Below are 26,496 nucleotides of genomic sequence, written 5' to 3'. Positions count from 1 at the left end.
CACCGGTGCCGTACGGGCCGCCGGCTCAGCCGGGCCTGTTTCCGGTGGGAATGGTGATCGGGGTGGTGCTGCCCGAGGCCCCCTTGTTGAGGAACAGCATGGCCAGGGCGCGGATGAACTGGTCGACCATGTAGAAGGTGCCGGGCAGGACCGGCGACAGCCCCTCGCGGAACCTGACGTACGCCGGCCACGCGGTGCGGACCAGGGCCGCCGCCACGTAGTCGCGGCGCAGTCCCAGCCAGTCGCCGACCTCGTCGCTGAGGACGTAACGCACGAACTCGTTCAGGAACCCCCGGGTGACACCGAGGTCGATCTGCGCGGTCAGGCCGAGCAGGTCCTCGGCCAGCTCGATGCCCTCGGTGGTCGGGGTGAGGATCGGGGTGAGCACCTGCTCCGACTGCGCGTGCGCGGCCGCCCAGGTCTTGGGGATGTACTCGTCCGGCACACCGAGCAGATGGACGGCGACCTGCCAGGAGTGCAGGAACGCCTCCTGGTCCTCGGCCGAAAAGGGGATCTTCCACTCGGTGAGCTTGCTGTGCACGTAGGTGCCCAGGCTGTGGAAGGTGACGAGGATGTCGGCGGCGCTGATCGGGATGTCCTGGTCGGCGCCGGACGTCCAGTGCGGCGACTGGGGCAGCAGGTGCCGCACCGCGGCGTGCACCAGCCGGGTCTTGTTGGCGGTGACCACGAACTGCCCCGTCGGCTCGAAGGCCTTGAGCTGGGAGAGGTCGTAGCCGAAGGTGAACGTCTTGGCCGCCCGGTCCTGCATGTCGGCGCCGCCCGCCGACCAGTAGACGCTCCTGGCCTCGCGCGGGATCACGGTGCTCATGATGCCGCTGCCGAGGCCGTACAGCATGAACAGGTACGTGTCCCGGCGCCGGTTGAAGTCGGCCGCGCGGGTCAGCTTGGCCGGGTCGGCCCAGGAGGGCAGCTTGTTGACCTGGCGCAGATGCGCGGTGAGAGCGGGCGGCAGGCCGCCGGGCAGCGGGTCGCCGTTGTTCACCCAGCCCTCCATCGCGGTGTTGATCGCCGGGACGCTGCCGTTCTTGATCAGCGCGGCCATCAGGGGGTCGGTCGCGTCGTCCCAGACGTACTCCGGGTCGGCGCCCGTTCCGGTGCCGGCCACCGAGCCGGCCGCCGGCCACGCCCATGCCTTGGCACTGTCCGCCACGCCCACGAGCCCGAGCGCGACACCGAGCGACAGGACTCCTCGCCTGCTGAGATTCTCCATTGACTTAACCCGCTTCCCTGAGGGTCAGACGGTGCTCTGAGTCATTTTTGTGGGGCAGTTAGATGCCCACCACGCTCCGAAATGATGCGCAGTGATGTGATTCTCCATTAACATAGCGAGGCGGTTCACCATGAGCAATGGGGGTGACGGAGGGTTCATGACCGGCCGGGGGACGGGGGCTTCCCGGCTCGGCCCGGTGGTACGCGTGGCAGCGAGTGGCGAACACCTGCCGACGCCCCCGGTAGCGTCCCCGACCGGATGATCAACGGGGAAAGGGCGAGACGTGCGCGGCATACGAGGGCGTCGACGAGGCAGGGCGGCAAGCGGAGCGCTGGCCCTGGCGCCCGGCGGGTTGTTCTGGTGGTTCGGCCCGCGGAGCCACGGTTCGGGCGAGGTCCCCGCCGACACCTTTCGGGGCGCGCCGGCGGTGGAGGAGGGCAGGGAGTCCTTCGGCGGCGCCGACCTGGAATTCGGGGTCACACGGCTCAGTGGGTGGGTCACGAGACCGAGTACTGCGCGACGTGGGCCGGTGACGGGGAATTCAGTGGCGTGCAGCTCATGCTGAACATCCGTCCCGCAGCGGCTCGGCGGAGAACACCTCGGCGGCCCCGATCGGGTTCGGCTGGAACGGTTTCTTCGCCGTCACCGACCGGCCCGAGGCCGGAGTCCTCGTCGACTGCGCGCCGCTGCCCGGCAAGAGCCTCCTCGTCCTGGCCCATACGTGCGAGGACGTCAGGGAGCTCTCCGACGCCCAGGTGCTTCAAGTGGCCCGGTTCACCACCGAGTCGGCCCGGCGCGCGGCAGCGCGCTCGTGATGCGAGGGGGCGCTGGGAGCGCGGCCCTCGAGCGTCGACCGCACCGCATGGCAAAAGCGCCCTGCCGCCCGCGCGGAGGGTACCTGCCGCGGCGTCGTTGGCGCGCAGGAGGTGGCCCGGCTGCGGCTCACGACCGTGTCGGAGAAGCCGGCCGGACGCGCGCTCACAGAGAAGTGCTCCCTGACACTGTCGGCCAAGGACCACGACACTCGACTGACCGCCTACTACGGCCCCCTCCGCGCAGCGGGAGACATACCTGGACCGGCACTACCCGGGCAGCGTGAAGGGCGCCGTCACGCGGTCGCACGACTCCGGGGCAGCCTGGGGACGGCCTATTCAAGTTCGAAGAGTTCCTGAGGCCGAACGCCGAGAAGGAGGTGCGCGGCAGTGTCGCCGACGAGGACGCGCATCGGCTGACGGCCTTCGCCACCGCTTCCGCGGCACGGCACGGTTGCCGGCTCGGAGACCGGCCGCCATCACGCTGCGCTCCCACTTCACTCGATGTCGGCCTCCAGAACCGCACGAGCAAGGCGGAACTGGGTCTCGGCCAGCGGCACGGCGGGGGCGAGGAGCGGGACGGGGACGCCGAAGGCACTGCGCAGCGCGCTCCGCAGCACGCTTCTCTGCCCGGGGGTGAGCTCGGTCTGGGCCGTGGCCTCTCCCTGCGGAGGGTGCAGGGCCCTGCCCAGAGCCGCGAGCGAGGCGAGCGTCGTGGCGCCTTCGGTCAGATCCTCTCCCGGTGGAAGTTCCCCCACGGCGGCCAGTACGGCCCGGGCCACGGGAGCGTCGGGGTGCGCCCCCGCCCTGCCGTCGGTCCGGCCGAGCAGGCCGTTCCCGAAGGCGCGGGCGGCGGCGAGCTGCTTGTCGGTCATCTCGGCGGGGAACTGAAGGGTCCTCAGGCGGGCGTCGGCCTGGAGCCGCTCGTGCGAGGCCCAGGTCCTCACCAGTGGCTCGACATGGAGGGAGCGGGTGGCACGCAGCCCCAGGTGGTGCGCAAGCAGAACCGCGCCCCGGGCATGCGGCGCGCTGTCGCGCCCGTGCCGCTCCATCAGCAGGAGGACGGCCAGGACTTCCGTCAGTTCCAGATCCGAGTGTGCCCCGGGCGTGTCCGGATCGGGCCGGAGGTGGTAGGCGGCCTCGCCGTGGTCCGTCAGCCAGCGTCGCAGTTCCTGCCGGGCCTCGGGCGCGAGCGGCAGGTCGGGGTCCTGGGACAGACGCACCGCGGTGGTCACGAGCGGCAGGCCGGCGTACCGTGCGGCGAGGGACGCCTGTTCGGCCGCCACAGCGGTCGCGGAGAGCTGGGCGAGGCGCTGGGGAAGGTCCACCCTGAGGCGGCGGCCACCGACCCGTACGACCTTGACCGCGCAACGGTCCGGCCCGGCCTCCAGCTGCTCCACCTCGCAGTACAGCAGCTCCTTCGCCCGCCCCCGCTCACTTCCCCTGCCGTCCTTCTTCCTGTTGCCCTTCTCGTCGTGCGCTTGGGGACGCAACTGCACGAGGACGCCCGTGGGCAGTACGCGGGCTACCCTCGCCCGCGGTCCCCGTCCCGTGAGCTCGCGGTGGCCGTCCGCCTGGGCCCGGATCCGGGAGCCCGGCCGCAGGCCGAGCCGGGTGCGCTCCACCTCCCGTACGTCCGTCACCGACACAGTGCCGTCCTGCATGCGCCGGACCCGGAGGGGTCGCGCGTCGTCCACGAGCGCGGCGCGCAGTTCCCCGGCCGTGGGGTCCGGCAGCCACGATGCCCGCTCGGCGGGCAGCCAGGACCAGCCGCCGGCCTGCTCGTCCTCGACCAGCAGGCCGTGCGGCGGTCCGTCCAGCGGGGCCAGCACACCCCTCGGTCTCACGAGCGGCTCGTCCCCGAGAGACGGGACGTCCGGCACCGACAGACCGACGCGGAGCACCGGGCCGGTGCCGGACTCCCGGTCGCCGCCGCTGGGCGCCTGCGTTCGGCACCACAGCCGCCGGCCGCGCGCTCCCTCCCCTCGGCCGCGCCGTACCGCATCGCCCAGGAACGCGGCGGCCTCGGGGGCCAGTTCCTCCGGCAGCCCGGGGACCGCCTCGCTCAGGGGGAGTCGGTGCAGCGCTCCGCCGCAGCGCACCAGGAGGTCTCCGTCGACCTCGGTCAGTCCGATACAGAGCATGATCGCCCGCTCGTGGAGGGTCCCGTCGGGCTGGAGCCGTCGTGACACGGTGACGGACTCCCGCGACCAGTGTTCCACGGTCACCGGGAGACAGCCGAGCCCGTCCAGCACCGCGGCCGGCCGTCGCGCCAGCAGGCCGCGCAGCCAGTCGCCGCCGGGCCACCCCTCGGGTGCCTCGTCCAGCTCGACACGACCGTGTTCCAGCCCGAGGAGGGTCAGCGCTCCGTCCGGGCCGAGGCCGAGCAGCGCGCAGTCGCCGGCGGCCGGCCCGGTGTCGGGGGCGGCGGTCAAGGTGTTGGTGGAACAGTCCAGGACAGCCGTGGTGGCCGAGTGCAGAAAGCCGCCCGGGTCGAAGCAGGACGTGACGTCGGCCAGCGGGTACCGGCAGCGGAAGTGCCCCGCTCCCAGATCGACTCCGTTCCTGTCTCTCACGCGGCGGACGGGCAGCCACACCCGGCGGTCCGAGGCAGCCGACCAGGCGGCGCGGGCGCCCGGACGCCAGTCCAGCAGCCGGAGCCCCCGGGGCGCGGCGAAGGCGCTGCGGACCACTTCCAGGCGCACTTGGTCACCCGGGCCGAACCGGTCCCAGGCGAGGTCGGCCAAGGGGTGTCCGTGCATTCCCGTGACCAGGTACCTGCTCACCTCGACGACCCGGCCGGGGCCGAGTTCCAGCCACAGACCGTGGGCGGTGCCCGAGGCGTACCGGGCCGGCCCGGCCACGGTGTACCAGGCGGGGCCGGACGGTCGCGGTGCCTCCGTCAGCGCGGTCGGGGGCAGGACGAAGTTCTTCCGCAGCTCGTCGGACCGGTATCGGAGCGTCCAGTCTCCGTTGTCGTCGACGTCGAAGAACGTGGGGGCCTGCCACCGGGCGTGGCGCGTGGCAGCGGTCTCCAGGTCGTGATGGCGCCGTCCGTCCCTCCACCGCGCGGCGATGTCCTCCGCGGTGCCGTCGGCGAAGCTGAGCCGGGACCAGGGAACGGGCCCCTCCTCCGGCGCGTCGCTCGCCTCGAGCGCGACGGGCCTCAGGCGCGGCGTCGCGCCCCGGACATCGACCTTTCCGGCCCGCACCCCGTTGGGGCTCGATGCCAGCGCCGCACCCTTCACGGCCCGGTCCGGCAGAAGGCGGGCGATCTGGGGGTGTTCGATTTTCCGCAGACGGCCCGCGAGGTGCTTCGTCGCCGTGACGGGCAGGGTGGGCAGGCCGCCGGCGCGGAAGGGGCCCCCGGTGTCGTCCCGTCGGCCGCGGGTCTTCCCGACGAGCGCGGCACGGGGCAGGTAGGCGTGATCCGTCTTCTGTGCCAGGCCGACGTGCAGCCCCCTTCCGCCCCGCGAGGAGAGCCGGACCACAGCCCCCGTTCCCGCCTTCCGCGCGTGCACGCGGGACTCCTCGGGCAGCTCGAAGACGACTCCGGGGACGACCTCGACCGTGCTCCCCTCGGGGTGGGCGACCACGGCGAGCAGTGAGCCTCCGGCGTGCCGCACCGCGCTGACCAGCGCCCTCTCTTCCCTGGCCGGGACGGAGGTGAGCCGGCCCCGCCAGCTGCCGGGCGTCTTGCCCTGCCACACCTGGACGAGGAACACGGCTCCCTCGTACCCGGGCAACGGGTCGGTCCCGTCGTCCGCGCCGGCTGAACGCGTCTCGTCGTAGATCCGGTCGAGCAGGTCGGGCCGTACGGAGAAGTCCCGCGGGTACACGCGCACAATCAGCTCGGTGCCCTCGGCCTGCCGTACCGAGTCCGGCAGTCTCAGGGTGAGATAGGTGCCGTCGGCGGCGCGCGTGATGCCGGTGGCGACCATGAAGATCCGGTCGCCGGAGTCCCCTGCCCCGATGAACCCGGGCTCCTTGTAGCGGAAGACGCGCCGCCTGCCCTCACTTCCGCCGAACGCCTGCTGGTCGAATTCGGCCAGCACGCTCAGTTCCGTCGCCGCGGCGCTGTCGCCCAGCAGCCGCAGCATCTTCTCCTTGTCGGCCCTGGTGAGGTGGGCCGCGATCGGCGCGTCCTGGAACGACTCTTCGGCCCGCGGTTCGTAACGCGGCGTCAGCCGGATGCGCCTGACCCGGACCACGCCCGTGCGGGGATCGGCGATGACGGTGATCTGGTGGATGAGACGGGCGTCCCGTGCCTCGTCGTGGGCCCGGGTGCCCGACTGGATGCGGATGTCGTCCCTGCGGAAGTCCAGTGCGACCCCGGACGGGCCGGAGGTGCGGCGGACCCGCACGGCCGCCAGGCGGTCGCCGTGGTAGAGCGGGAACGGCTCGCCGCAGGGCCGACCGTCGCAGGTGAGTTCCGACGCGCGCAGCAGGACCGTGTAGCCCCGTCCCCACTCGAAGAGGTACTTCGTCCCGCCGTCCCGCCGGTCGGCCTTCACGTAGTGCAGACGCCTCAGCGAGTAGGTGCGTCCGTACCGCACGGACGCCGTGTCGGTCAGGTACTGGGCGAAGCCCTCGGCGTCGAAGGGCGGCGCCTGCTCGGTCGACGCCGCCAGGACGCCGTCCTCCACGACGATCCGTGCCCTGACCTCGTCGTAGGGATACCGGACGGCCCTGACCAGGGGAGCGTCCCCCGGGAGCAGCGGGATGCGGTGCCCTCCCACGTGCAGCGCGCCGTCGCGGAGCTCCCCCCTTTCGGTGCGGGGCCTGCCCTCCGCGGCCGCCTGACGCCAGAGATCCTCCCGGGTCCGCGGCCGGGCCGGGGCGTTGCGCGGGACGGGCCGGGGGCCTGGGCCCACGTCGAAGCACCGGCGGAACCCGGTCAGGCCTGTAGCGGCCGCCCCGTCCCGGGGCCGGCCGTCGGAGGTGAGGACGAAGTGGGTGCCGGTCACCGCGGTCTTGCCGGTGACGGCGCTCTTCCCGGTGAGGAAGGCGGGCAGTGTGCCCACCGAGTAGGCGGCGTCGACACGGGCGAGTACGAGTGGCAGGGACACCTCGCCGGCCTCGACGGAGCGCGTGCCGAGGGCGGTGCGGACGGTGATCCGGGCCTGGGGAGGCCGTGCCGGGGCCGGGGCCATGAGGACGTCGCCCGTGTCGCCCCGGGTGTACAGGGCGAGGTCCGTGTCCCCCCGGCGGCGGACGAGCGCGTGGAACCGCCATGGCTCCCCGGGCTCCGCCGCCGCCTCGCTCACCCGGTAGAGCGGGGCGCCGGACACCTGGCGCGGGGTGAAGAGCCAGCCGTCCTTCGAGCGTGTCCCGCGGAACGTGGTGCCGAGGTCGGTCACCTGCGTCCGGAAGGCCGTGGCGGGCAGCTCGCAGAGCCGCGGCCGCTCCCCCGGTGCGCGCAGCCAGACGCCGTACGAGGCGATGGTCCCGTCGGCGGGGCGTGCCAGCCTGACGACGACGCCCTCGGCCTCGCCGTCGGGAAACGCGTCGGCCCCGGCGCGGGCGGCCAGCTCCTCCTCCGGGAAGGGCGACGCGTCCCGGCCGGACCGTTCCGGTGCGGGGCCGACCTCCTCGACGCGGACCACGAGTCCGGCGGCCGACGCCCCCTCCTGGAGGAGCCCGGAGCGGTCCAGCCGGACGGGGAGGCCGGCGCCCGCGAGGGCCTCGATCCTCGGCCCGCGGGAGCCGGAGCGGCCCAGCGACCGGACGGGGAGCACGTCGCCGTGCCGGACACGCCAGAACTCGTCGAAGCGATCTCCGCTCGGAGGACGGTCCGCGTCGTCGAGGTGCTCGACCCGGACCGGGTCGCCGGTCACCGTCGCTGCTCGGGCGGCCCGTTCGTCCCAGGGACGCGGCCGGAACAGCCGTTCCCCGCCCTCGCCTTCCTCTAATCCCTCGACGACCACGGAGGACGGGAAGCCCGCATCCGCCGGATAACCGGTGGCGTCGTCGACCCTGACCCGCCAGTGGAGGGTCGTACCGGGAGCAGGGGCGCCGCCGTCCTCGGTGCCGAGGGTGGCCCGCCACAGCCGGGGCTCCGGTTCGTCGAACAGCCCCAGCCAGTCCAGGTTCCGGGTGTCGCGGCAGGCGCCCTTGGCGAGACCCGGCCAGCGCGACCGCGCTTCGCCGGGCGGGTCCTGGAGCAGCATCAGGCGTTGATCGGGGTCCTTTCCCAGCGCCACGTAGACGAGCATGCCGGGGGCCGGCGCCGACTCCTGCTCCTGCGCCGCCTCCAGGCCGGCGGCGTCCGCATCGCGTCCCGGCGGGACGAGTGCGGCCGCGAGCGCTTCGGGGTCCTGCCAGTCGTCGCTCCGCAGCAGGTAGGTGCGGCCGGCGACGGTCGAGAAGCGCCGCGTGCCGTATTCCTTCCGGTGGTCCGGCTCTCCCTCGCCGGCGTAGACCAGGACCCCGGCGGGCCGTTGCTCCGGTGCCCGGTAGGGGAGGTCGTCCGCGACGAGTTCCGTCAGCGAGCGGTCGACGGGCAGCCAGCGCCCTGTCGGGGCGTCCCACCGGGCGAGGGTCTCCGACGGCGCGTCCGGGTGGGGCGGGGCCGTGCGTCCGTGGACCATCTGCGAGAGGTCCGGTTCCCACCGCACGACGGCGACGGGATCGCCGTCGAGTACATCGCCCACGACCCCGTCCACCACGACCTGCGGCCGGCCGCCCCGGTACGTCACCCGGGCGGCACGCACCTCGCCGTCCACCGGGTCGGCGCGGCCCGCGGGCACCGCCGTGTCACCCCGCGCCTGCCGCCAGGTCAGGTCCTCCTCGTCCCACCGCACCTGGACCACGCAGGGGTCGCCGATCCGCAGCCGCCCGTGGTCATCGGCGGTCACCGGGGCCCCGGCACCCCAGTTGACCTGTACGCCGGCGTGCGCGTCGTCGCGGGCGGCGACCATGCCGAGGACCGGACGCGGCAGCGGGTTCGCCCGCCAGGCGGCGAGGAGTTCGTGCCGTTCGTCCGGGGAGAGCGGGACGAGGTCGGTGGGCCGTACGCCCGACGCGGGGCTCAGTCTCCACGGCGCGAGGCCGGCCCACGACTCCCCGGTCCAGTGCCGCAGGCCCTTCGAGACGACCAGCCGGGGATCCGACCGCTCGTCACCGGGGAGCTGTGCGGGGCTCAGCGCGTGCTGCTCCCACGCCCGGACGAAGACGTGCCCCAGGGTCTGCCCCGGGTCGGAGGTCAAGCTCCTGACGGCCGAGGCGGCGACGAAGGCGCGGACCTCGGCGTCGATCTCGGCGCGGGCCAGTCGCCGATCGATGACCTCCCACGGACCGGTCGTCGGCTCGAGCGTACGGGCCGCGTGCCACTGGCGGCGCCGGACGGCCTCCACGGCCCGCGTGCGCAACCGGTTCATGCCTTCCGGCGGCAGCGGTTGCACCGCTGCCTCGGAGGGCCTCAACGCCTCTTCGGACAGGAGCAGTTGGTAATAGCGCGGGGCTTCGGCGCTGAAGGCCACGATGCTGTCGACGACACGCTCCAGCACGCCCATGACCCGGTCCTGGGCGTCGATGCCGTGGTCGGGGGTGCGGAACATCTCCAGCGCCACCCCGCGGACGACGCGGCTCAGGTACCTGCGGTGGGTGACGGCGTCCATCATCCGCCGCCAGGAGGCAATCCACTCCTCGCTCTCGGGGACGTCGACCAGGCTTCCCGCCTCCAGCAGCGCGGCCAGCCGCAGCGTGTGCATGGTCAGCGGGGTCGCGCCCATCGTCTCCAGCAACTTGTCGAACGTCTCCCGGCCAGGCCGCCACTGCCGCGGGTCGTAAGGGTCGGGAACGAGTTCGGCGATCGCCTCCTGGTGCCTCCGCCACCGCTGTACGGGGTAGCGGTCGGCGACGAGCAGGGTCTCCGAGATGATTCCCGGCCCCGTCGTCCTGCCCTGGCTCTCGTTCTTCTTCCTGGTGCCGCGGTGGTGCGTGAGCAGCTGTTCCAGCCGGGCGGGGGTCATCCAGTCCCGGTCGATCTCGTCGCGGGCCTCCGGCACGAGGTCCAGGGAGAAGTCCCCCGCGAGGGACATCAGGAAGGGCGTGGTGGACATGTACGTGCGGGGCGCGGTGCGGCCCTGGCCCTGTGCCTCCTTCAGGTACTTCGCGTCCTCCTCCCGGTCCAGGGGGAGAAGCCGCCGGACGGCGGCCGTCAGCACCCGGCGCGCGTGGGGGACACCGCCGTCGAACCAGCCGGCTCCGTCGTGCTCCACGTCGGCGTCGCGCCGGGCGCCGGACGCGGAGTCCGTTATCCAGTCACGCGCGGCGTTGAGGGCGGGACGCGAGAACAGCCGGTTCCACTGCCCGTCGTCGAGGGTCCCGCTGGTGTCGCCGGGACCGCCGACCAGGAAGGCCGCGAACCTCGACACGGGAATCTCCGCATACCTGCCGCGGCCGGCGCGTCCCACGGTGAGGTGGGCGTGCAGGATCAGGGCCGCCAGCGGTGGGCGGACCGTGAGGTTGTCGGGGTGCGACTCGGTGCGCAGCGAGGAGAGGAAGTGGCGCCGGCGCGGGTCGGTGAACACGTCCTTGGCGTGGAACAGGAAGGCGACGGCGGGGTCCGTCAGCGGCCCGGAAGCGGGGGCGTCGGCCTCGCGCAGGAGCCGCACCGCCACCGGGGCCAGCGCCGTGACACGCAGCAGGTCGAGATCGTCCAGCCGTTCGTACCAGGTCGGGAATCTGTCCGGGGACCCTTGGTAACGGCTCAGCGAGTAACGGTTGTCGCTGCGCCACATCCACGGCGAGCAGACCGTGTACGGCGGTAGGCCGTTCGGATCGTTCCGTCCGGTGACCGGGGGTTCCGCTCCCGGCCGGAACCCTCCGCCGACCATGGTAGTGATCCACTCGACGGCCGCCTGCCGCCCGGAGTCGGTCACCGCGGTGGACGCGAGGACCGCGAGGGCGCCGCCGTCGGACAGCGTCCGCTTCTCGTGCCTCGCGGGTGCGCCCCACCATCGCGCCGCGGACTCCAGCGCCCGCACCGGATCGTGTTCGGCGAACAGCTCCCACAGGGTGTGTTGCCACAGCGCGGCGGGCACCCGCTCGGCGGCGGTGCGGTCGGGCTCGCAGCCCAGGCGGACGAGCGCCTCAGCGCGTGTGGAGTGTCCCGGTCTGGTCCCGCCACCGGTTCTGGTCCAGCCTCGCAGGAGCAGTCCGGTGCCCAGCTCGTCCTCGAAACGTTCCGCGAGGTCCTGCGGGCCCGGCACGATCCAGTCCTCCTGGTCGGCGGTGGCCGAGACGTCCTGGCGGAGAGGGGAAAGGGGGAACCAGGACCGGGCAAGAGCCGTCAGGAGATCGGGTTCGAGGTCGGCCGAGCCCCGGCCCGCGCGCCGCAGCGCCGCGCGGACCATGTCGTCCGCCTCCTCGTGGGACGAGGCGAGTACGGCGTCGACCGCGAGCAGTAGGGGCAGCCGGCCCAGTTGGTTCGCCAGCGCGTGGGTGACGACGTCGGGGCGGTCTCCGTCCGTCCAGAGCGTGGCGACGTCCGCCGCCCTCTCCTGGACAGCTGCCACCAGGAGGGTGAGCGCGAGGATCTCCCGCACGGTGTCGTCGAGGTTCTGGTAGGGGACGGTTTCCCGGGCGACGGCGGACCGTGGCCGGCAGTCTCGCAGCGCTCCCTCGACCCGTTCGACGAACCCCTGGTCCTGGGAGGCGCCAAGGGCTTCCTTGAGCAGGGCGCCCAACGCCCGTCGGGCCACCGACTCGGCGGGTACGGCCCACTCGGCGAGCCCGTCGCAGAGCTGGGCCGCGGCGGTCAGCGCGTCGGGGCCGAACTCCGCGCGCCGGGGCGCCGTGAAGATGTGCACGAGTCCGTGCAGCCGCAGGGCGGGCTCGCACTCCGCCAGTTTCTCGACGGCGGCGGCCAGCTGGTCCGGGCGGCTCTTCTTCGAGCGCAGGATCTCGACGATGTCCAGGTAGTCGGCGCTCTGCCGGATGGTGAGACCACGGCAGGAACAGAAGTACCAGGCGGCAAGCACGGGCTCTCCTTGCATTGCGGAGCGGAGCGACTGCGGAAAAGCGGATCAACGGGGGCGGGTGAGGGGAGGCCGGACCGGGGCCGTGCGCGGTCAGGTGCCCCTCGACGACCGGTCAGTCAGAGTGCGGGTATGAGCGGAGGGCGCGGGTTGAGGAGCTCACGGCGCAGGCCCTCGACGGAACGGAGCATGGTGCCGTCGGGTTCGGCTCGTGCGTGGTGGAAGCCGACGAGGCGCCGCATCCAGTCCGCGGGTTCCTCGCTCAGCAGCCGTACCGACTCGGTGTCCAGCGGGCGCGACGTGAGGGCGGCCCAGCCCGCCGGAGAGAGCCGTCCCCCGGGAGCCAGTTCACCGACCGGCACGGAGCGGCCGATCCCGGACCGGACCGCGGTCACCGATGCCGTATAGGTGCCGAGGCCGAGCAGGAACTCCCGGTCGGCCTCGCGGCGGGCGTACGTGTCCGGCGCTTCGGGGGCGAACCGCAGGTACTCGAAGACCCGGCGCAGGTCCGGGAGGACCAGCTCGTCCCAGTCCGGCGACGGCACGGCACGCGCGGGGTCGTCCCCGCGCCGGAGGAGCCCGAGCGCCACACAGGTCACGACGGGCGGGGGGAACAGGGCGGGCGGCAGCCGACCGGGGTCGACCGGGCAGGTGTCCGCGACTGGGCCACCCGCCGGGGCCGGACGTGCCGTCGGCTCGCCCGCCGGTGCGGGGAGCCCTTCCGCGGCCTCCAGCCAGACTGCCAGGTGTTCCTCCCTCGTGGTCGCCGCGGCAAGGGAGGCGTACCGCGTCGCGTCGTCCCGCCACCTGGCCAGAAGGCTGATCCGTGCCCGTACGTCGGCACGCGTGTCCGACCGGAACAACTGGGCCAGGAAGTACGGGTCGTTCAGGAAACCGGGCCCCTCCGCGGCGATCTGCCGGAGCAGGCGCCCGGCGTCCTCCCACAGCTCCTCCACCGCGCTCCGTCGGTTCTCCTCCCGGACGTAGCGCCGCAGCAGTGCGGAAGCCTCGGAGCCCGGGGGGTCCTGGGCGGCGCCGCCCTCCCCCTGTTCCGGCTCCGTGGCGTTCTGCCAGGCGGCATCCCCCCACCGCACACGGGTCATCACCGCCGGCTCGATGCCCGAGCCGTCGTTGCGCGGGGGCAGCAGCCGGCCCGCCGCTTCAGCGGTTCTCAGCAGGCGCTGCTCCCCGCGGCTCGGTTCGGCGTCCTCGCCCCGCGCGGTCACCTGGAGTATCAGCGCGGCACCGGGCAGCAGCGCACCGATCGCTCCCGCGAGTTCCGCCGCCCGACGCGGGTGGTCGACGGCGGTTTCGTTCCGCTGCTCGCCGGCCGGAGCGTGGACCGGCACCGCGCAGCGCACCACGAACCCCATCGCGGAGCCACTCGGGTCCCACCCGAGGCGGGTCGTCCACCCGTGGCTGTGCGTGACCAGGGCTCTGAGCGCTTCCAGGGACCGAGGCGTCTCGACGCCCTCGCACGACACCTCGTACCACCTCCGCCTCGGCAACGGGGGGTGAGCCTTCGTCGCCTGCCCCAGGGCGGGCCCGTCCTGGGACCGCCGGGTGGCCCACCACAGCGTCTCCTCCTCCAGGCGTTTGAGCTCATCGACGAGATCGGCTCCCGGGTGGTCGGCCAGCACCCCGCGGAAGGGCCCCCGGTCCAGCCCCCACAGCACGTCGAGACGGCACGGTCCGTTGTCGCAGACGAGCCGCCGGGCGTCGCCCGAACTCCCCGGCACGACCGGGAACGCCCGGAGCACGCGCGGTCCCGCCTCCTGGCCCGGCGGTCGTCGCCGAGCCCGGGTCTCCGGCTCTTGCTCCTCCTGAACGGAGGTGTACAGCACGGGCAGCCATCCGCCCGTCGACATCCCGCGCCGGGCCCGCGCGAGCGCGTTGTCGACGGAACCGTCCACGGCGAGCCCGTGCACGAACTCGCGGGTGAGTTCGGCCGCGGTGTTCTCCATGATCAGGCCCCGTATGCCGACGACCCAGGGCACTCCACCGCGCACCAGGGTCGCCGCGACGCTCGCCCAGCCCTCGCGCGCGGCCGAAGAGCCCGCCGCCAGCTCGGTGGCCGTGTGACAGGCGATGAGTACGGCGACCCCCACACCCGATTCCCGGAGCAGTCCGGCGAGTTCCCCCGCGGGCATCAGCGTCGGGTCCGCCCGGCCCCCGGGCCCGGGCCCGGCGAGCACGATCCCATCCGGTGTCCCGTGGCCCCCGAAGCAGAACACCGAGGTGGGCGAATCGAGTTCGGCGCGCAGTTCGTCGGCGCTGATCGGGTCCCTGGGCGGTATGACCTCGAGTCCCAGCTCCGCCAGTTGTCTGCCCGCGTCCCTGAGCCTGATCACCGAGCCGTGCCCCTGGGGGTTCGCGTCCCGGACCGGCAGGCCGAACGTCTCGTGCGGGTCGGACAGGTCCAGGGCGGTACTCAGGAGCACCGCACCGGCAGGCCGGTCCGCGAACACCTCACCGGTCTGGACGAGGGGGCGGCGTACGACGGAGACCCCTGGCACGAGGAAGAGGTATTCCCATTCCTCCGGGATTTCCCGTCCCCCGGTGCGCACACAGCTGACCTCCCAGGCAACCGCGGCCAGTTCCGGACTGTCGGTCTCGATGCACAACCGGAGCCCGGACCGCCCGGTCACGGTGTCGGCGAGGGCGCACTGGAAGAGGTTCCCCACCGCGCCGGGAAGCAGCTTGTCCCCCACTGCGGACGCCAGACCGCGTCCCTTGGACGCACGCTGGGCGAACTCCCCGGCCAGCTGCCGGGCCATGTCGACCGAGATCCACGACGGATCCCGGACCTCCTCCGCACAGACGTCGAAGTGGACCTTGTCCGCCTCTCTCCGCGTCTCCTCCAGGCGTATGGTGAAGTCCCGGTATTCACCGGGCAATCTCTCCCCGACCACCGTGCTCCTCCGCCCGGTCGGCGCGCCTGGTGATGTCTCCGGACGGCCGGATCCAGTCGCGTTCTCACCTTCCACATTACGTAACAGTGAATGATTCGTGCCCGGGAAAGCACGAAAAAGACGGTCAACTCGGCAGTCGTTACTGGCAGGATGACCGGACGACCGTGTGCCCGTTCCCGTGGAGGTGTCAGCACCAGTGCGATCCGGCCGTTCCGACTCCCCTGATCCCTTCCTTCCCGACCCGCCCTTTCCCGGTCCTGCGCGGACCGTCACCGACGCGCAGGTCCGGTCCGCCGTCCACCGCTTCGGCCCGTACCGCCTGGCGGCGTCGACCCGAGTCGCGCTGACCGAGTTCTACGGCGGCTCCGCCGACTTGGACGACCAGGACTTCGACGAGCGGCTCGGGCAACTCGTCGACACCCATGAGGATCTCCAGGACCTGGTGCATCAGAGTGAGTTGAGCGACGACACGGGGAGGGAGCCGAGAGGTGTCGACATGCCGGCCGAGGAGGACCCGGGCCCTGCCGGGCTCCCGGACCCCTTCCGCACCCCGGACGCACAACTCCTGCGGCAACCGCGGCAGAGCGGCGACGGACAGACCGCCGGTGACGGCCACGCCGCTTCCGGAGGCAGCGCGAACTGACCAGCCGGCGCTGCGTCCGGCAGAGAGGCCAGGTACCGGAGATGCCGACCAGTTTCGTCGCGCTCGTCGTACTGCTCTTCTCGGCCGCACCCGGCTACGTCTACATCCGCATCGTCGAGGTGCGGCTGCCCCGGCGCCGGCGGAACCCTCTCCTGGAACTCGTCGACCTGGTGTGCGTGGGAACCATGGGCAGCGCCGTCGGGACCTTGGCGGCCTTGCTGCTGGCCACGCGCTGGACAGCGCTGCTGCCGCTCGAAGGGCTACTCACGGGGGCCTCGTACCTCAGCGGTCACCCCTGGCAGGCCGTCTCCTCGGGCGTCCTCGCGCTCTCGGTGGGGGTGCTCTGCACGGCGGTGGGAGGACTGGCCCTGGCCCGGCACCGCGGCACGGCAATCCGGCACACCCCGTACTCACCGATGCGTAGGGCCGTCGAGCTGACCCCACCGGGTCATTCCCTCTGGCTCGCCGTCCAGTTGACCGACGGTCGGCTCTGGGAGGGGAAGCTGCTGAGTCTGGACGGCGAGCGCGAACTGCTCGGCGAGGGCGACCTCGTCCTCCAGTGGCCGCTGGCGATCACTCAGCCCGGGCAGGGCAGGTTCCGCCATCCGGCGCGGTTCGTCGTCATACCCGGCGCGCAGATCGCCGTCGTCTACGGAACCGACCTCGCACCCACGCCCGCCTCCCCCGCACCGCACCCGACCGCCGCTCGGCGCTCCCCATGATGCACTGGGCCTCACCGACTCCCATGGGCAGAACACCGAGCCGCGCGTGAGCAGGCGGCTGAGACGACCGGCCCAGTCCGTCGGCACAGCAGCGCCCTCAGGCCACGGCCACACCTGTGGGGCCCGGTTCGCGCTTGACGGACCTCACCGCTCCCCCGCGAGGTCGAGGTCCCCCTTGCTCGTCCCGGCCACGCCCTCGACGACCCGGGGGCGCCGCCAGGGGTGCGCGATCGGCGGTGACACCGCCCGCCACCACGGTTCGACCGGCAGCTCCCCCGCCGGCTCGAACGGCTCCCCCGGCCGCGGGAACGCCACCGCCTGCCCGGCCTCCTGCGCCGCGTCCTTCGTCCACTCCCCCGGCTCCGCCCACGCGTGCGGCGCCAGGTTGAAGGTGCCCCAGTGGATCGGCAGCAGGGCACCGTGCGGCCCACCGCCCTGGAGGTCGAGGTGGGCGCGGACACCCTCCTCGGGCGTCATGTGGATGTCCGGCCAGAACTCGGCGTACGCCCCGAGCTGGATCATCGTCGCGTCGAACGGGCCGTGCGCGGCGCCGATCTCCCGGAAGCCGTCGAAGTAGCCGGTGTCCCCGCTGTGGTAGACGCGGTGTTCCTCCCCGGCGACGACCCAGGACGCCCAGAGGGTGTGCTGGGTGTTGCGCAGCCCCCGTCCGCAGAAGTGCCGGGCCGGGGTGGCGGTGAGGGTGAGGCCGCCGACGCGGGTCGCCTCGTGCCAGTCCAGCTCGCGCAGCCGGTCGGCGGGGACGCCCCAGTGTTCGAGGTGGGCGCCGACACCCAGCGGCACGGCGAACACGGTGTCCGTGCCGGCCAGCGCCTTGACGGTCGACATGTCCAGGTGGTCGTAGTGGTCGTGCGAGATGACGACGACGTCGACGGGGCCGAGGGCAGCCAGCGGCAGCGGGGCCGGGTGCAGGCGTTTGGGGCCGGCGAAGGGGAACGGGGAGCAGCGCTCGCCCCACACGGGGTCGAAGAGCACCCGCTGACCGTCGATCTCGGCGAGCACACTGGAGTGGCCCATCCAGGTCAGCCGGAGTCCGGTGGCGGGCGGCCGGGCGAGGTCGGCGAGGGTGGTGGCGTGCACCGGGATCGGGCCCGCCGGTGCACGCAGGAGCCGCGCCTCCTTGTTGAAGTAGATCTTGGCGAACTCGGCGGCCGAGCCGGAGGGCCGGGTCCGGGCGGTGCCCCCGGGGTTCTGGAAGACCCCGTCGCGGAAATGCGGCGATCTGCGGATGCGCGCCATGCGCTCGCCGCCCGGGTCCGCGCCGAAGGCCGCGGGCCGCGGCACGCTGAACCCGGGACTCGGGAAACGGAAAGCGGCCACGGTACCTCCAGGTGGAGTGGTTCAGGCTCTCATCATGTTCGTCTCGTCCTACGTCACCTCGAACGACGGATGTCACATCCGTGTTCCCGGTTCACGACGGACCGGCAGGGCGTCACCGCACGTACGGGGCCTGTATAGGGTGACGTGCGTGGGGAGAGTCCGGTTGAGCGTGGCGGAGCGGCGCGAGGAGCTGCTGCGCGCGGCCATCGAACAGATATCGGCGCGGGGCGTGGCGGCGTTGCGGATCGCCGACGTGGCCGCCGCGCTCGGTGTCAGCAACGCCCTGGTGCTCTATCACTTCTCCACGAAGGAGCGGCTCGTCGCCGCCGCGTTCACCCACGCCGCCGAGGCCGATCTCGCCCATCTCCGCAGGCTGCTCGTCCGTCGTACGACGGCGCTTCGGCGCCTGCGGGCGGCCGTGCGGTGGTACGCGCCGACCGGTCAGGCCAAGGGCTGGCGGCTGTGGATCGAGGGGTGGGCGGCGGCGCCGCGCGAACCCGCGCTGCGGGAGGTCACGCGCGAGCTGGACCGCCAGTGGAAGACGGCGATCGCCGAGGTCATCGCTGAGGGCGCGGCCGCCGGTGAGTTCTCCTGCCCCGAGCCGGACGCCGCCGCCCTGCGTCTCACGGCGCTGCTGGACGGGCTGGCGGTACAGCTCACGTCGTACGCGGGCACGGTGTCGCGGGCCCGGGCGCAGGAGTGGGTGGACGAGGCGCTGGCCCGGGAACTGGGCCTGGAGCGGGCGGCCCTGACAGCCGCGCGACGTCCGGGATGACCGCACGGGCGCCGGCCGCCCGCCCCCGCTTCAGGCCACCGCGGCGATCCGCGTCTTGATGTCGTCCGGCGACAGCGTTCCCTTGGCCGTCACATGGTCGCCCGACGACTCGCCGCGCAGCCGGCGCCCGATCCACGGGACCAGGTACTCGCGCGCCCAGTGCACGTCGTCGCGCCGCACGTCCAGCGTGCCGCGGGGCGGCAGGGGCGGCCAGAGCTGGTCCGGGTCGGCCGGGACGCGCAGGCCGAGGGCCTGTCCGGCGCGGAGCGCCACGCGGGTGTGGCCCTCCGGCGACAGGTGCAGCCGGTCGGCGTCCCACGCCCTGCGGTCCTGGACGCTGCGCAGCGACCACAGGTCGAGCACCGGGCAGCCGTAGCGGTCGGCGATGGCACGGACGTGCCCGTTGTACGTGGCGATCTTGCCGCGCAGATGTTTGAGGACGGGCACCCCACGAGTGTCGAAGCCCGTGCTCACCAGGACGGTGCCGGCCGCGGCGGTCAGCGCGGCCACCGCCTGCTCGAACCGCTCGGCGACCTCGTCGGGGTCGGTGCCGGGCCGGATGATGTCGTTGCCGCCCGCCACGAACGAGACCAGGTCGGGCGCGAGGGCGTCGACCCGCGGGACCTGTTCCGCCACGATCTGGTCGAGGAGCCTGCCGCGCACGGCGAGGTTCGTGTACGTGAAGTCGCCCTCGGGGCGCCGGTCCGCGAGCAGTACGGCCAGTCGGTCGGCCCAGCCGACGAACGCCCCGTCGGGGCCGGGGTCGCCGACGCCTTCGGTGAAGCTGTCCCCCACCGCCACGTACGACCCGATCACTGCTCTGCTGTCACTCTTCGAATCGTCTGCCACGTCGGCCCATGATTCACCTTGGAATGTGACCTACGCGACCGTAGGAAGGGATTGACGGGCGGTGAGAAAGGCCACGCCTAAAGTGTTCGTCAATTCCGGAATACGACGGGGTCCGCAGGTACCGGTCTCCGGACACACCGAAGGCCGGACCCGGGGATCGGGGTCCGCCCTTCGGGGCGCGGAGGCTGCGTCAGCCGGTCGTCAGACGGAGACGCCGTGCGAGCGCAGGAAAGCGACCGGGTCGATGTCCGAGCCGTAGTCCGGCGTGGTGCGGATCTCGAAGTGCAGGTGCGGGCCGGTCACGTTGCCGGTGGCGCCCGAGAGGCCGACCTGCTGACCCGCCGTCACCGACTGACCGGCGGAGACGGAGAGCGAGGAGAGGTGGGCGTACTGGGCGTAGTGGCCCTCGTCGAGCTTGATGACGACCTGGTTGCCGTACGCGCCACCCCAGCCGGCCGAGACGACGGTGCCCGCGCCGACGGCCTTCAGCGAGGTGCCGGTCGGAACGACGAAGTCGGTGCCGGTGTGGTAGCCGCTGGACCACATGCTGCCGGACTGGTGGTACGGGGTACCGACGGTGCCGCCCGCGACGGGGGAGGTGTAGCCGCTGGTGGTGCCCGTGGACTGGGTGCCGGTGTTCGAGGACTCCGAGGAGCCGGAGGCGTCCGAGGAGGTCTTCGCCGCGTCCGTCGACTTCTGGGCCGGCTTCTCGGCGGCGGGCTTCTCGGCGGGCTTCTGCGACTGCGCGGAGGACGGCGCCGACGACTTGGCGGCCTGGCCGGCGATCGACAGTTCGAGGCCGGGGTGGATCAGCGACGGGTCGGACCCGACGGCCTCGCGGTTGTCCGCGTAGAGCTTCTTCCAGCCGCCGTCGACGTGCTGGTCGTCGGCGATCTTCGAAAGGTAGTCACCGCTCTTCACGGTGTACGTCCGGGAATCCGAGTTCTTCTCGGTACCGCCGGCGGCGGACTTCTTGGCCGACGTCGCGATGGACTGCACGGCCTGCTCGGAAACCGAGTGCGCGGGGGCGGCGTTGGCGGAGGCGGCGCCCATCAGCGGGAGTGCGAGCGCGGCGCCACCGGTTCCGGCGACGGCGATGGTGCGGGTCAGGCGCATGGCCCTGGTACGGCGGTGCTTACCCTTCGCGGGCATGGCGAATTCCTCTCCGGCGCCTGCGAGGTGAGCTGTCGGGTGCGGGCTGGAGATGCCCGGCCGCGCCGAAACGCGGCTTTACCCCAAGCCGTTCCGGGAACCGGAACAGGCAGTTCTACCTGTGGGTCCCCCGCTCCTGCCGTGTACGGGTGGTGGATGAGTGCGGGCTCCGGTCGGCGGCAGGATTAGGCGTCCGTCCGGATCGGTGGTGAACGTAAGGGACCAGGACGCGCAGGGACAAGCGAGAGGTTCCCGCGACGGGCGTTTCGATTGATCCTTTACGGGAACAACCGGTAACCCTGCGTCGATTTCCGTCGCACCGCTTTCTCTGAATGCCCTTGAGAAGCAGTCGAATTACGTGAACATGACGGACAACGCTCGGTCACGGATATGACGCTGCTCACGCGCCCCTTTCCCACCCTCCGCCATTTCAGGGCCAGTTATAACCAAGCCGCCAATTCGGACAGAATGCCTTTACCGGCCCACAATGCCCCTCCTCGAACGGTTTCGCGCATCGGTCATGCCGTATCGTCGAGTGGTGCCCGCCGGCGAGCAGCGACGGCGGGGCGGAGTGGGAGGAGTCCCCGTGACGCAGCAGGTCCCGTCGACCGAACCCGAGCTGACCGGGGTGCGCAACTTCCGGGACGTGGGCGGACTGCCGACCGTGGACGGTCGGCGGGTGCGACAGGGGGTGCTGTTCCGCAGCGGCCACCTGGCACACGCCACGGGGGAGGACGCCGCGTTCCTGACCTCGCTGGGCCTGCACACGATCTTCGACTTCCGCAACGCGGCCGACCAGAAGCTCGACGGCCCGGACGTCGAGCTGCCGGGCGTGCGCAATGTGAATCTGCCGCTGAGCGACCCGGCCGACGGCGCCGAGTTCTGGAAGATGGTCCGCGACGGAGACCTCGACCAGCTGCGGGACATCCTGGCCGACGGCAAGGGTGTCGACCGGATGGTCGGCTCCTACCGACTGATCATGACGGAGCGCACGGCCGAGCACTCCCGGGTCCTGCACGCGCTCGCCGAGGACAGCGTCCCCGCGCTGATGCACTGCGCGGCCGGCAAGGACCGGGCGGGTCTGTCGGTCGCGGTCACCCTGCTCGCGCTGGGCGTCGAGCGCGAGGCCGTCGTCGAGGACTACCTGAAGTCGAACGCCACGCACCGGCGCTACAAGGTGCGCCGCAGCGGCTCCGCCGCCTCCGCCTACTCCCCCGAGGTCATGGAGCTGCTCAGCCCCCTGTTCGACGCGCGCGCCGAGTACCTGGCCGCGGCCTTCGAGACGATCGAGGACACGTGGGGCGGCGTCGACGCCTACTTGGAGCAGGGGCTGCGGCTCTCTCCGGGCACCCGGGAGCGGCTGCGCGAGCGGATGGTGGACTGACTGAGCCACCCGCTCGCGGACGGCTCTACTTGCCGCCCACCTCGAACAGCAGGTAGAGGAAGCCGCCGAAGACGTGCCCCAGGGCGATGTAGATGACCAGCCGCACCCACAGGGCGCGCGGGAACTTGTCCTCGATGGCACTCATGGCGTCTCTCCAGGGGTCGGGCCGAGGCACAGCGCGGCCGTCGGGCTCTGCAGCAGGGTGTGGACGAAGAGCAGCTCGACCCCGTCGGGGTCCTCGGCCGCGATCCGGTGCGGGGTCATGGAGTCGAAGTGGGCACTGTCCCCCGCGGTGAGCCGGTGCTCGGTGTCCCCGAGACGCAGCCGCAGCCGCCCCCTGAGGACGTGCAGCCACTCCTCGCCGGGGTGCACCCGCACGACGTCGCCCTGGGAGCCGTGGGGCACCTGGACGCGCAGGGCCTGCATGCCGCGGCCCGGCGCGCCCGCCTGCCAGTACGTCCAGCCGCCCGCGGTGGTGGGCTCCATGCCGGCGCCGCGCACGACGGCGTCACGGTCGGCGGCCGTCTCGCCCAGCAGCTCGGCGACGGTCGTACCGTAGATGCGGGCGAGGGCGAGCAGCATCGGCAGTGAGGGCTGGCGCTGCCCGGTCTCCAGACGGGAGAGGTGGGCGGGTGACAGCCCCGCGGCACGGGCCGCCGCCTCGAGGGTGAGGGCGGCCCGCCGCCGCAGCTCACGCAGCTGGGGCGCGACGGCGGCGACCGCCCCCTCGGCGGGGCCGGTCTCGGAGGAGCTCATGCGTCCATTCAGCCCGATCCTTGCCCGCGAGGCAAATTCCTTGCCTCAGAGGCAAACGGACCCACTCATCGGTTGGCCACCGCCTGCTTGACCAGGGTCTTGCCGAAGTCCCACATCAGGCCACCGCCACTGTGCGCGTCCTCCATCACCTCGGTGAAGGCGTCGACGAACCGGTCGGCGTCGTCGGTGTCGATGATCAGCGGCGGGATCAGCTTGATCACCTCCAGGTGGTCGCCGGACACCTGGGTCAGGATCCGGTGACGCTGCAGCAGCGGCACGACCACCATCTGCGCGAACAGCCCCTTCCGCGCGGCCTGCAGCATCGTCCAGCGGCTGCGCAGCCTCAGGGAGCTGGGCCGGCCGAACTCGATGCCGATCATCAGTCCGCGGCCCCGGACGTCGGCGAGCAGTTCGTAGCGGTCCACCAGCGCGGCCAGCCGGGACTTCAGCCGCTCCCCCACCGCGGCGGCGTTCGCCACGATCTCCTCGTTGTCCATGACCGACAGCACGGCGAGCCCGGCGGCCATGGCCTGTGCGTTGGACCCGAAGCTCGCCGAGTGGACCTGCACGCGGTCCATCGAGGAGTACACCTTCTGGAAGATCCAGTCCTTGCCCAGGGTGGCCCCCACCGGCACGTATCCGCCGGACAGCGCCTTGGCGACGCAGACCAGGTCCGGTTCGACGCCGTCGTCGTGCTGGTAGGCGTAGAACTTGCCGGTGCGGCCGAGCCCCGTCTGCACCTCGTCGGCGATCAGCAGCGCCTTGTGCCGGTGCAGCAGCTCCTGCGCGGCGCGCAGGTAGCCGGGCGGGGCCTCGTGCACGCCCTTGCCCTGGACCGGTTCCACGATCAGCGCGGCCACGTCGCCCTTCTTCAGCTCCCGCGCCAGGGTGTCCAGGTCGCCGAGCGGGACGGCGGTGTCGGGCAGCAGCGGGGCGAAGCCCTTGCGGAACCCGTCCTCGCCGTTGACGGAGAGGGAGCCGGCGGTCAGCCCGTGGAAGGCGTGCGAGCAGTACAGGATCCTCCGTCTTCCGGTGGCGTAGCGGGCGAACTTCAGGGCGGTCTCGACGGCCTCGGTGCCGCTGTTGCCGAAGAAGACGCGGTCCAGGTGGGGGCTGTAGGAGAGCAGCCTCTCCGCCAGCAGGCCGGGCAGCGGCGGGCAGTCGAAGCGGGTGAGGTCGGCCAGCGAGGCGTCGAGGACGTCGTGCAGCGCCTTGCGGACGACGGGGTGGTGGCGGCCCAGGCCCATGACCGCGAACCCGGCGAGCATGTCCAGGTAGTCGTTGCCGTCCGCGTCCCAGAAGTGCGCGCCCTCGGCCCGCTCGTAGACCTTGTCGAAGCCGATGGTGTGCAGCATGCGCGGCAGCTGGTGGTTGAGGTGCTTGGCGTGCAGCTCGTACCGCTCGGCTCCGCGCTCGGCCAAGAGCGCGGCGAGGTCGAACTCCTTGGTCATTCAGTTCTCTCCTTGCGCTGGCATGACGATCCGTCCGTCGCCGGACTGTTCCACTGCCGGTTCCCCCGACTGCGTGCCGGCCGGTTCGGCGAGGGCCAGGCTCGCGCTGATCCGGCCGGCGACGTCGACGGGGGTGAGGCCGATGTCCGCGAGCACCTCCGCGCGCTTGGCGTGCGCGAGGAACTGCTCGGGGATGCCGAAGCGGCGTACGGGGACGTCGATCTCGGCGTCGCCGAGCGCCAGGGCCACCGCGGAGCCGACCCCGGCGGCGCGGCTGTTGTCCTCGACGACGGCCACCAGCCGGTGCCGGGCCGCGAGGGGGGCGAGCGCCGGGTCGACGGGCTTGACCCAGCGCGGGTCGACGACGGTGCAGCCGATGCCGCGGGCCTCCAGCAGCTCGGCGGCACCAAGGCAGACGGGCGCCATCACGCCGACGGCGACGAGCAGCACCTCGGGCCGGTCCGCGGCGTGCAGGACGTCCAGGCCGCCGATCCGGTCGACGGCGGGTACGGCGGGGCCGACGGACTCCTTCGGGAAGCGCAGCAGCGTCGGCGCGTCGTCCACGGCGACCGCCTCGCGCAGCTGGGCGCGCAGCTGGTCGGCGTCGCGCGGGGCGGCGATGCGCAGTCCGGGGACGACCTGGAGGACGGACATGTCCCACATGCCGTTGTGCGAGGCCCCGTCGACACCGGTGACGCCGGCCCGGTCCAGGACGAAGGTGACGCCGCAGCGGTGCAGCGCCACGTCCATCAGGAGCTGGTCGAAGGCACGGTTGAGGAAGGTCGCGTACACGGCGACGACCGGGTGCAGTCCGCCGGTGGCGAGACCGGCGGCGGACACGGCGGCGTGCTGCTCGGCGATGCCGACGTCCCAGACCCGGTCCGGGAACCGTTCGGCGAAGGGCGCGAGCCCGACCGGGTGCAGCATGGCCGCGGTGACCGCCACGACGTCCGCGCGTTCCTCGCCGATCCGGACGATCTCCTCGCCGAAGACGGAGGTCCAGGACGGGCCGCCCGCGGGGCTCAGCGGCTCGCAGGTGAGCGGGTCCATCACTCCGACGGTGTGGAAGTGGTCCTCCTCGTCGCGCAGAGCGGGTTCGTAGCCGCGGCCCTTCTCCGTGAGGCAGTGCACCAGCACCGGACCGTGGAAGCGTTTGGCGCGGCGCAGCGCCGACTCGACGGCGCCGATGTCGTGCCCGTCGATCGGGCCGAGGTACTTCAGTCCCAGGTCCTCGAAGAGCCCCTGCGGGGCGAAGGCGTCCTTGAATCCCTTCTTGGCTCCGTGCAGGGCCTCGTAGACGGTGTTCCCGACCACGGGCGTGCGCTGGAGCACGTCCTTGCCCCAGGCCAGGGCCCGCTCGTAACTGTCGGTGGTGCGCAGGGTCGCGAGGTGGTTGGCGAGGCCGCCGATGGTCGGGGCGTACGAGCGTTCGTTGTCGTTGACGACGATGATCAGCGGCCGGTCCCTGGCCGCCGCGATGTTGTTCAGGGCCTCCCAGGCCATGCCGCCGGTGAGCGCGCCGTCACCGATGACGGCGACGACGTGGCTGCGCTCCCCCTGGACCTGGCGGGCCTTGGCGAGGCCGTCGGCCCAGCCGAGGACGGTGGAGGCGTGGCTGTTCTCGATGACGTCGTGCTCGGACTCCTCGCGCGAGGGGTAGCCGGACAGGCCGCCCTTGCTGCGCAGCTTGGAGAAGTCCTGACGGCCGGTCAGGAGCTTGTGCACATAGCTCTGGTGGCCGGTGTCCCACAGGATGCGGTCGTCCGGCGACTCGAAGACCCGGTGCAGGGCGACGGTGAGTTCCACCACGCCGAGGTTGGGTCCGAGGTGACCACCGGTGCGGGCGACCGCGTGCACCAGGAAGTCACGTATCTCGTCGGACAGTTCACCGAGTTCCGCCTCGGACAGCGCCTTCAGGTCGCGTGGTCCCCGGATGTTCTCCAGAATCGTCACGCTCGGGCCCCCTTCGGTCCGTGGTGTGTCAGCTCACGGTGACGGCCGGCTCCCCCGACGCGCCGTCCTTCTCCATCTGCTCGGCGATCCTCATCGCCTCCTCGATCAGGGTCTCCACGATCTTGGACTCGGGGACGGTCTTGACGACCTCGCCCTTGACGAAGATCTGCCCCTTGCCGTTGCCGGAGGCGACGCCGAGGTCGGCCTCGCGGGCCTCGCCGGGGCCGTTGACGACGCAGCCCATGACGGCGACGCGCAGCGGCACCTCCATGCCCTCCAGACCGGCCGTGACCTCCTCGGCCAGCTTGTACACGTCGACCTGGGCACGCCCGCAGGACGGGCAGGAGACGATCTCCAGGCCACGTCGGCGCAGGTTCAGCGACTCCAGGATCTGGATACCGACCTTGATCTCCTCCACCGGCGGGGCCGAGAGCGAGACCCGGATGGTGTCGCCGATGCCCTGGGAGAGGAGCGCGCCGAAGGCGACCGCCGACTTGATGGTGCCCTGGAAGGCCGGGCCCGCCTCGGTGACGCC

15 protein-coding genes and 1 riboswitch are annotated in these 26,496 nt (G+C 72.4%); of the genes, 4 read left to right on the top strand and 11 right to left on the bottom strand.

Annotated elements, in window-relative coordinates; translation table 11 throughout:
• Positions 1 to 25: 25 nt before the first annotated feature.
• The 3 genes from ACIQFU_RS10915 to ACIQFU_RS10905 form a co-directional block, all read right to left on the bottom strand.
• Complete coding sequence (locus tag ACIQFU_RS10915; RefSeq protein WP_402550560.1) at positions 26 to 1,231, bottom strand: oxygenase MpaB family protein; 1,206 nt, start codon at positions 1,229 to 1,231, stop codon at positions 26 to 28.
• 1,309 nt (positions 1,232 to 2,540) lie between these two features.
• A complete protein-coding gene (locus ACIQFU_RS10910) occupies positions 2,541 to 12,029 on the bottom strand; it encodes a hypothetical protein (RefSeq protein WP_402550559.1) in 9,489 nt (3,162 codons plus the stop codon).
• 116 nt (positions 12,030 to 12,145) lie between these two features.
• Positions 12,146 to 14,938 carry a CHAT domain-containing protein gene (locus ACIQFU_RS10905; RefSeq protein ID WP_402550558.1) on the bottom strand — a complete coding sequence of 931 codons (2,793 nt, stop codon included), beginning with the start codon at positions 14,936 to 14,938 and terminating at the stop codon, positions 12,146 to 12,148.
• Between the two features lie 196 nt (positions 14,939 to 15,134).
• Between ACIQFU_RS10905 and ACIQFU_RS10900 the strand changes: the two genes are divergently transcribed.
• Both ACIQFU_RS10900 and ACIQFU_RS10895 read left to right on the top strand, forming a co-directional pair.
• Positions 15,135 to 15,581 carry a hypothetical protein gene (locus tag ACIQFU_RS10900; protein WP_402550557.1) on the top strand — a complete coding sequence of 149 codons (447 nt, stop codon included), beginning with the start codon at positions 15,135 to 15,137 and terminating at the stop codon, positions 15,579 to 15,581.
• Between the two features lie 41 nt (positions 15,582 to 15,622).
• Positions 15,623 to 16,303, top strand: coding sequence for a DUF6338 family protein (locus tag ACIQFU_RS10895; protein ID WP_402550556.1), 681 nt, complete (start codon positions 15,623 to 15,625; stop codon positions 16,301 to 16,303).
• A gap of 144 nt (positions 16,304 to 16,447) precedes the next feature.
• Here the strand turns inward: ACIQFU_RS10895 and ACIQFU_RS10890 are convergent, their stop codons facing one another.
• Positions 16,448 to 17,641 carry an MBL fold metallo-hydrolase gene (locus ACIQFU_RS10890; protein WP_402550555.1) on the bottom strand — a complete coding sequence of 398 codons (1,194 nt, stop codon included), beginning with the start codon at positions 17,639 to 17,641 and terminating at the stop codon, positions 16,448 to 16,450.
• Between the two features lie 148 nt (positions 17,642 to 17,789).
• Between ACIQFU_RS10890 and ACIQFU_RS10885 the strand changes: the two genes are divergently transcribed.
• Entirely contained in the window at positions 17,790 to 18,416 is a 627-nt protein-coding gene (locus ACIQFU_RS10885) for a TetR/AcrR family transcriptional regulator (RefSeq protein ID WP_402550554.1), read from the top strand.
• A 30-nt stretch (positions 18,417 to 18,446) separates the two neighbouring features.
• Here ACIQFU_RS10885 and ACIQFU_RS10880 read toward each other — a convergent pair whose 3' ends face one another.
• Together ACIQFU_RS10880 and ACIQFU_RS10875 are read right to left on the bottom strand one after the other, a co-directional pair.
• Positions 18,447 to 19,232, bottom strand: a complete 786-nt coding sequence (locus tag ACIQFU_RS10880; RefSeq protein WP_402550914.1) for an SGNH/GDSL hydrolase family protein — start codon at positions 19,230 to 19,232, stop codon at positions 18,447 to 18,449.
• Positions 19,233 to 19,466: 234 nt separating this feature from the next.
• Positions 19,467 to 20,417 (bottom strand): peptidoglycan DD-metalloendopeptidase family protein, encoded by a 951-nt coding sequence (locus ACIQFU_RS10875; RefSeq protein ID WP_402550553.1) that lies wholly within the window; start codon positions 20,415 to 20,417, stop codon positions 19,467 to 19,469.
• Positions 20,418 to 20,421: 4 nt separating this feature from the next.
• Positions 20,422 to 20,579, bottom strand: a riboswitch (cyclic di-AMP (ydaO/yuaA leader).
• Positions 20,580 to 21,003: 424 nt separating this feature from the next.
• Here ACIQFU_RS10875 and ACIQFU_RS10870 point away from each other — a divergent pair.
• Positions 21,004 to 21,801, top strand: a complete 798-nt coding sequence (locus tag ACIQFU_RS10870) for a tyrosine-protein phosphatase (protein ID WP_402550552.1) — start codon at positions 21,004 to 21,006, stop codon at positions 21,799 to 21,801.
• A 25-nt stretch (positions 21,802 to 21,826) separates the two neighbouring features.
• Here ACIQFU_RS10870 and ACIQFU_RS10865 read toward each other — a convergent pair whose 3' ends face one another.
• From ACIQFU_RS10865 to ACIQFU_RS10845, 5 genes are all read right to left on the bottom strand, one after another.
• Positions 21,827 to 21,946: a DUF6126 family protein gene (locus ACIQFU_RS10865; protein ID WP_402550551.1), complete on the bottom strand. Its 120-nt coding sequence runs from the start codon at positions 21,944 to 21,946 to the stop codon at positions 21,827 to 21,829.
• On the bottom strand, positions 21,943 to 22,557 hold the full coding sequence (locus tag ACIQFU_RS10860; RefSeq protein ID WP_402550550.1) for a helix-turn-helix domain-containing protein: 615 nt from the start codon (positions 22,555 to 22,557) through the stop codon (positions 21,943 to 21,945). Before ACIQFU_RS10860 ends, ACIQFU_RS10865 begins: the two co-directional genes overlap by 4 nt.
• A 65-nt stretch (positions 22,558 to 22,622) precedes the next feature.
• On the bottom strand, positions 22,623 to 24,008 hold the full coding sequence (locus ACIQFU_RS10855; protein WP_402550549.1) for an aspartate aminotransferase family protein: 1,386 nt from the start codon (positions 24,006 to 24,008) through the stop codon (positions 22,623 to 22,625).
• Positions 24,009 to 25,961, bottom strand: a complete 1,953-nt coding sequence (gene dxs, locus ACIQFU_RS10850; RefSeq protein WP_402550548.1) for a 1-deoxy-D-xylulose-5-phosphate synthase — start codon at positions 25,959 to 25,961, stop codon at positions 24,009 to 24,011.
• A 28-nt stretch (positions 25,962 to 25,989) separates the two neighbouring features.
• A partial coding sequence (locus ACIQFU_RS10845; protein WP_402550547.1) for a flavodoxin-dependent (E)-4-hydroxy-3-methylbut-2-enyl-diphosphate synthase occupies positions 25,990 to 26,496 on the bottom strand: 507 nt, incomplete at its 5' end.

Source organism: Streptomyces sp. NPDC093065 (genome assembly GCF_044754585.1).
In the GTDB taxonomy this organism is placed as follows: domain Bacteria; phylum Actinomycetota; class Actinomycetes; order Streptomycetales; family Streptomycetaceae; genus Streptomyces.
The sequence above is the reverse complement of the archived record's forward strand: the minus strand, read 5'-3'. Positions and strand labels throughout refer to the sequence as shown.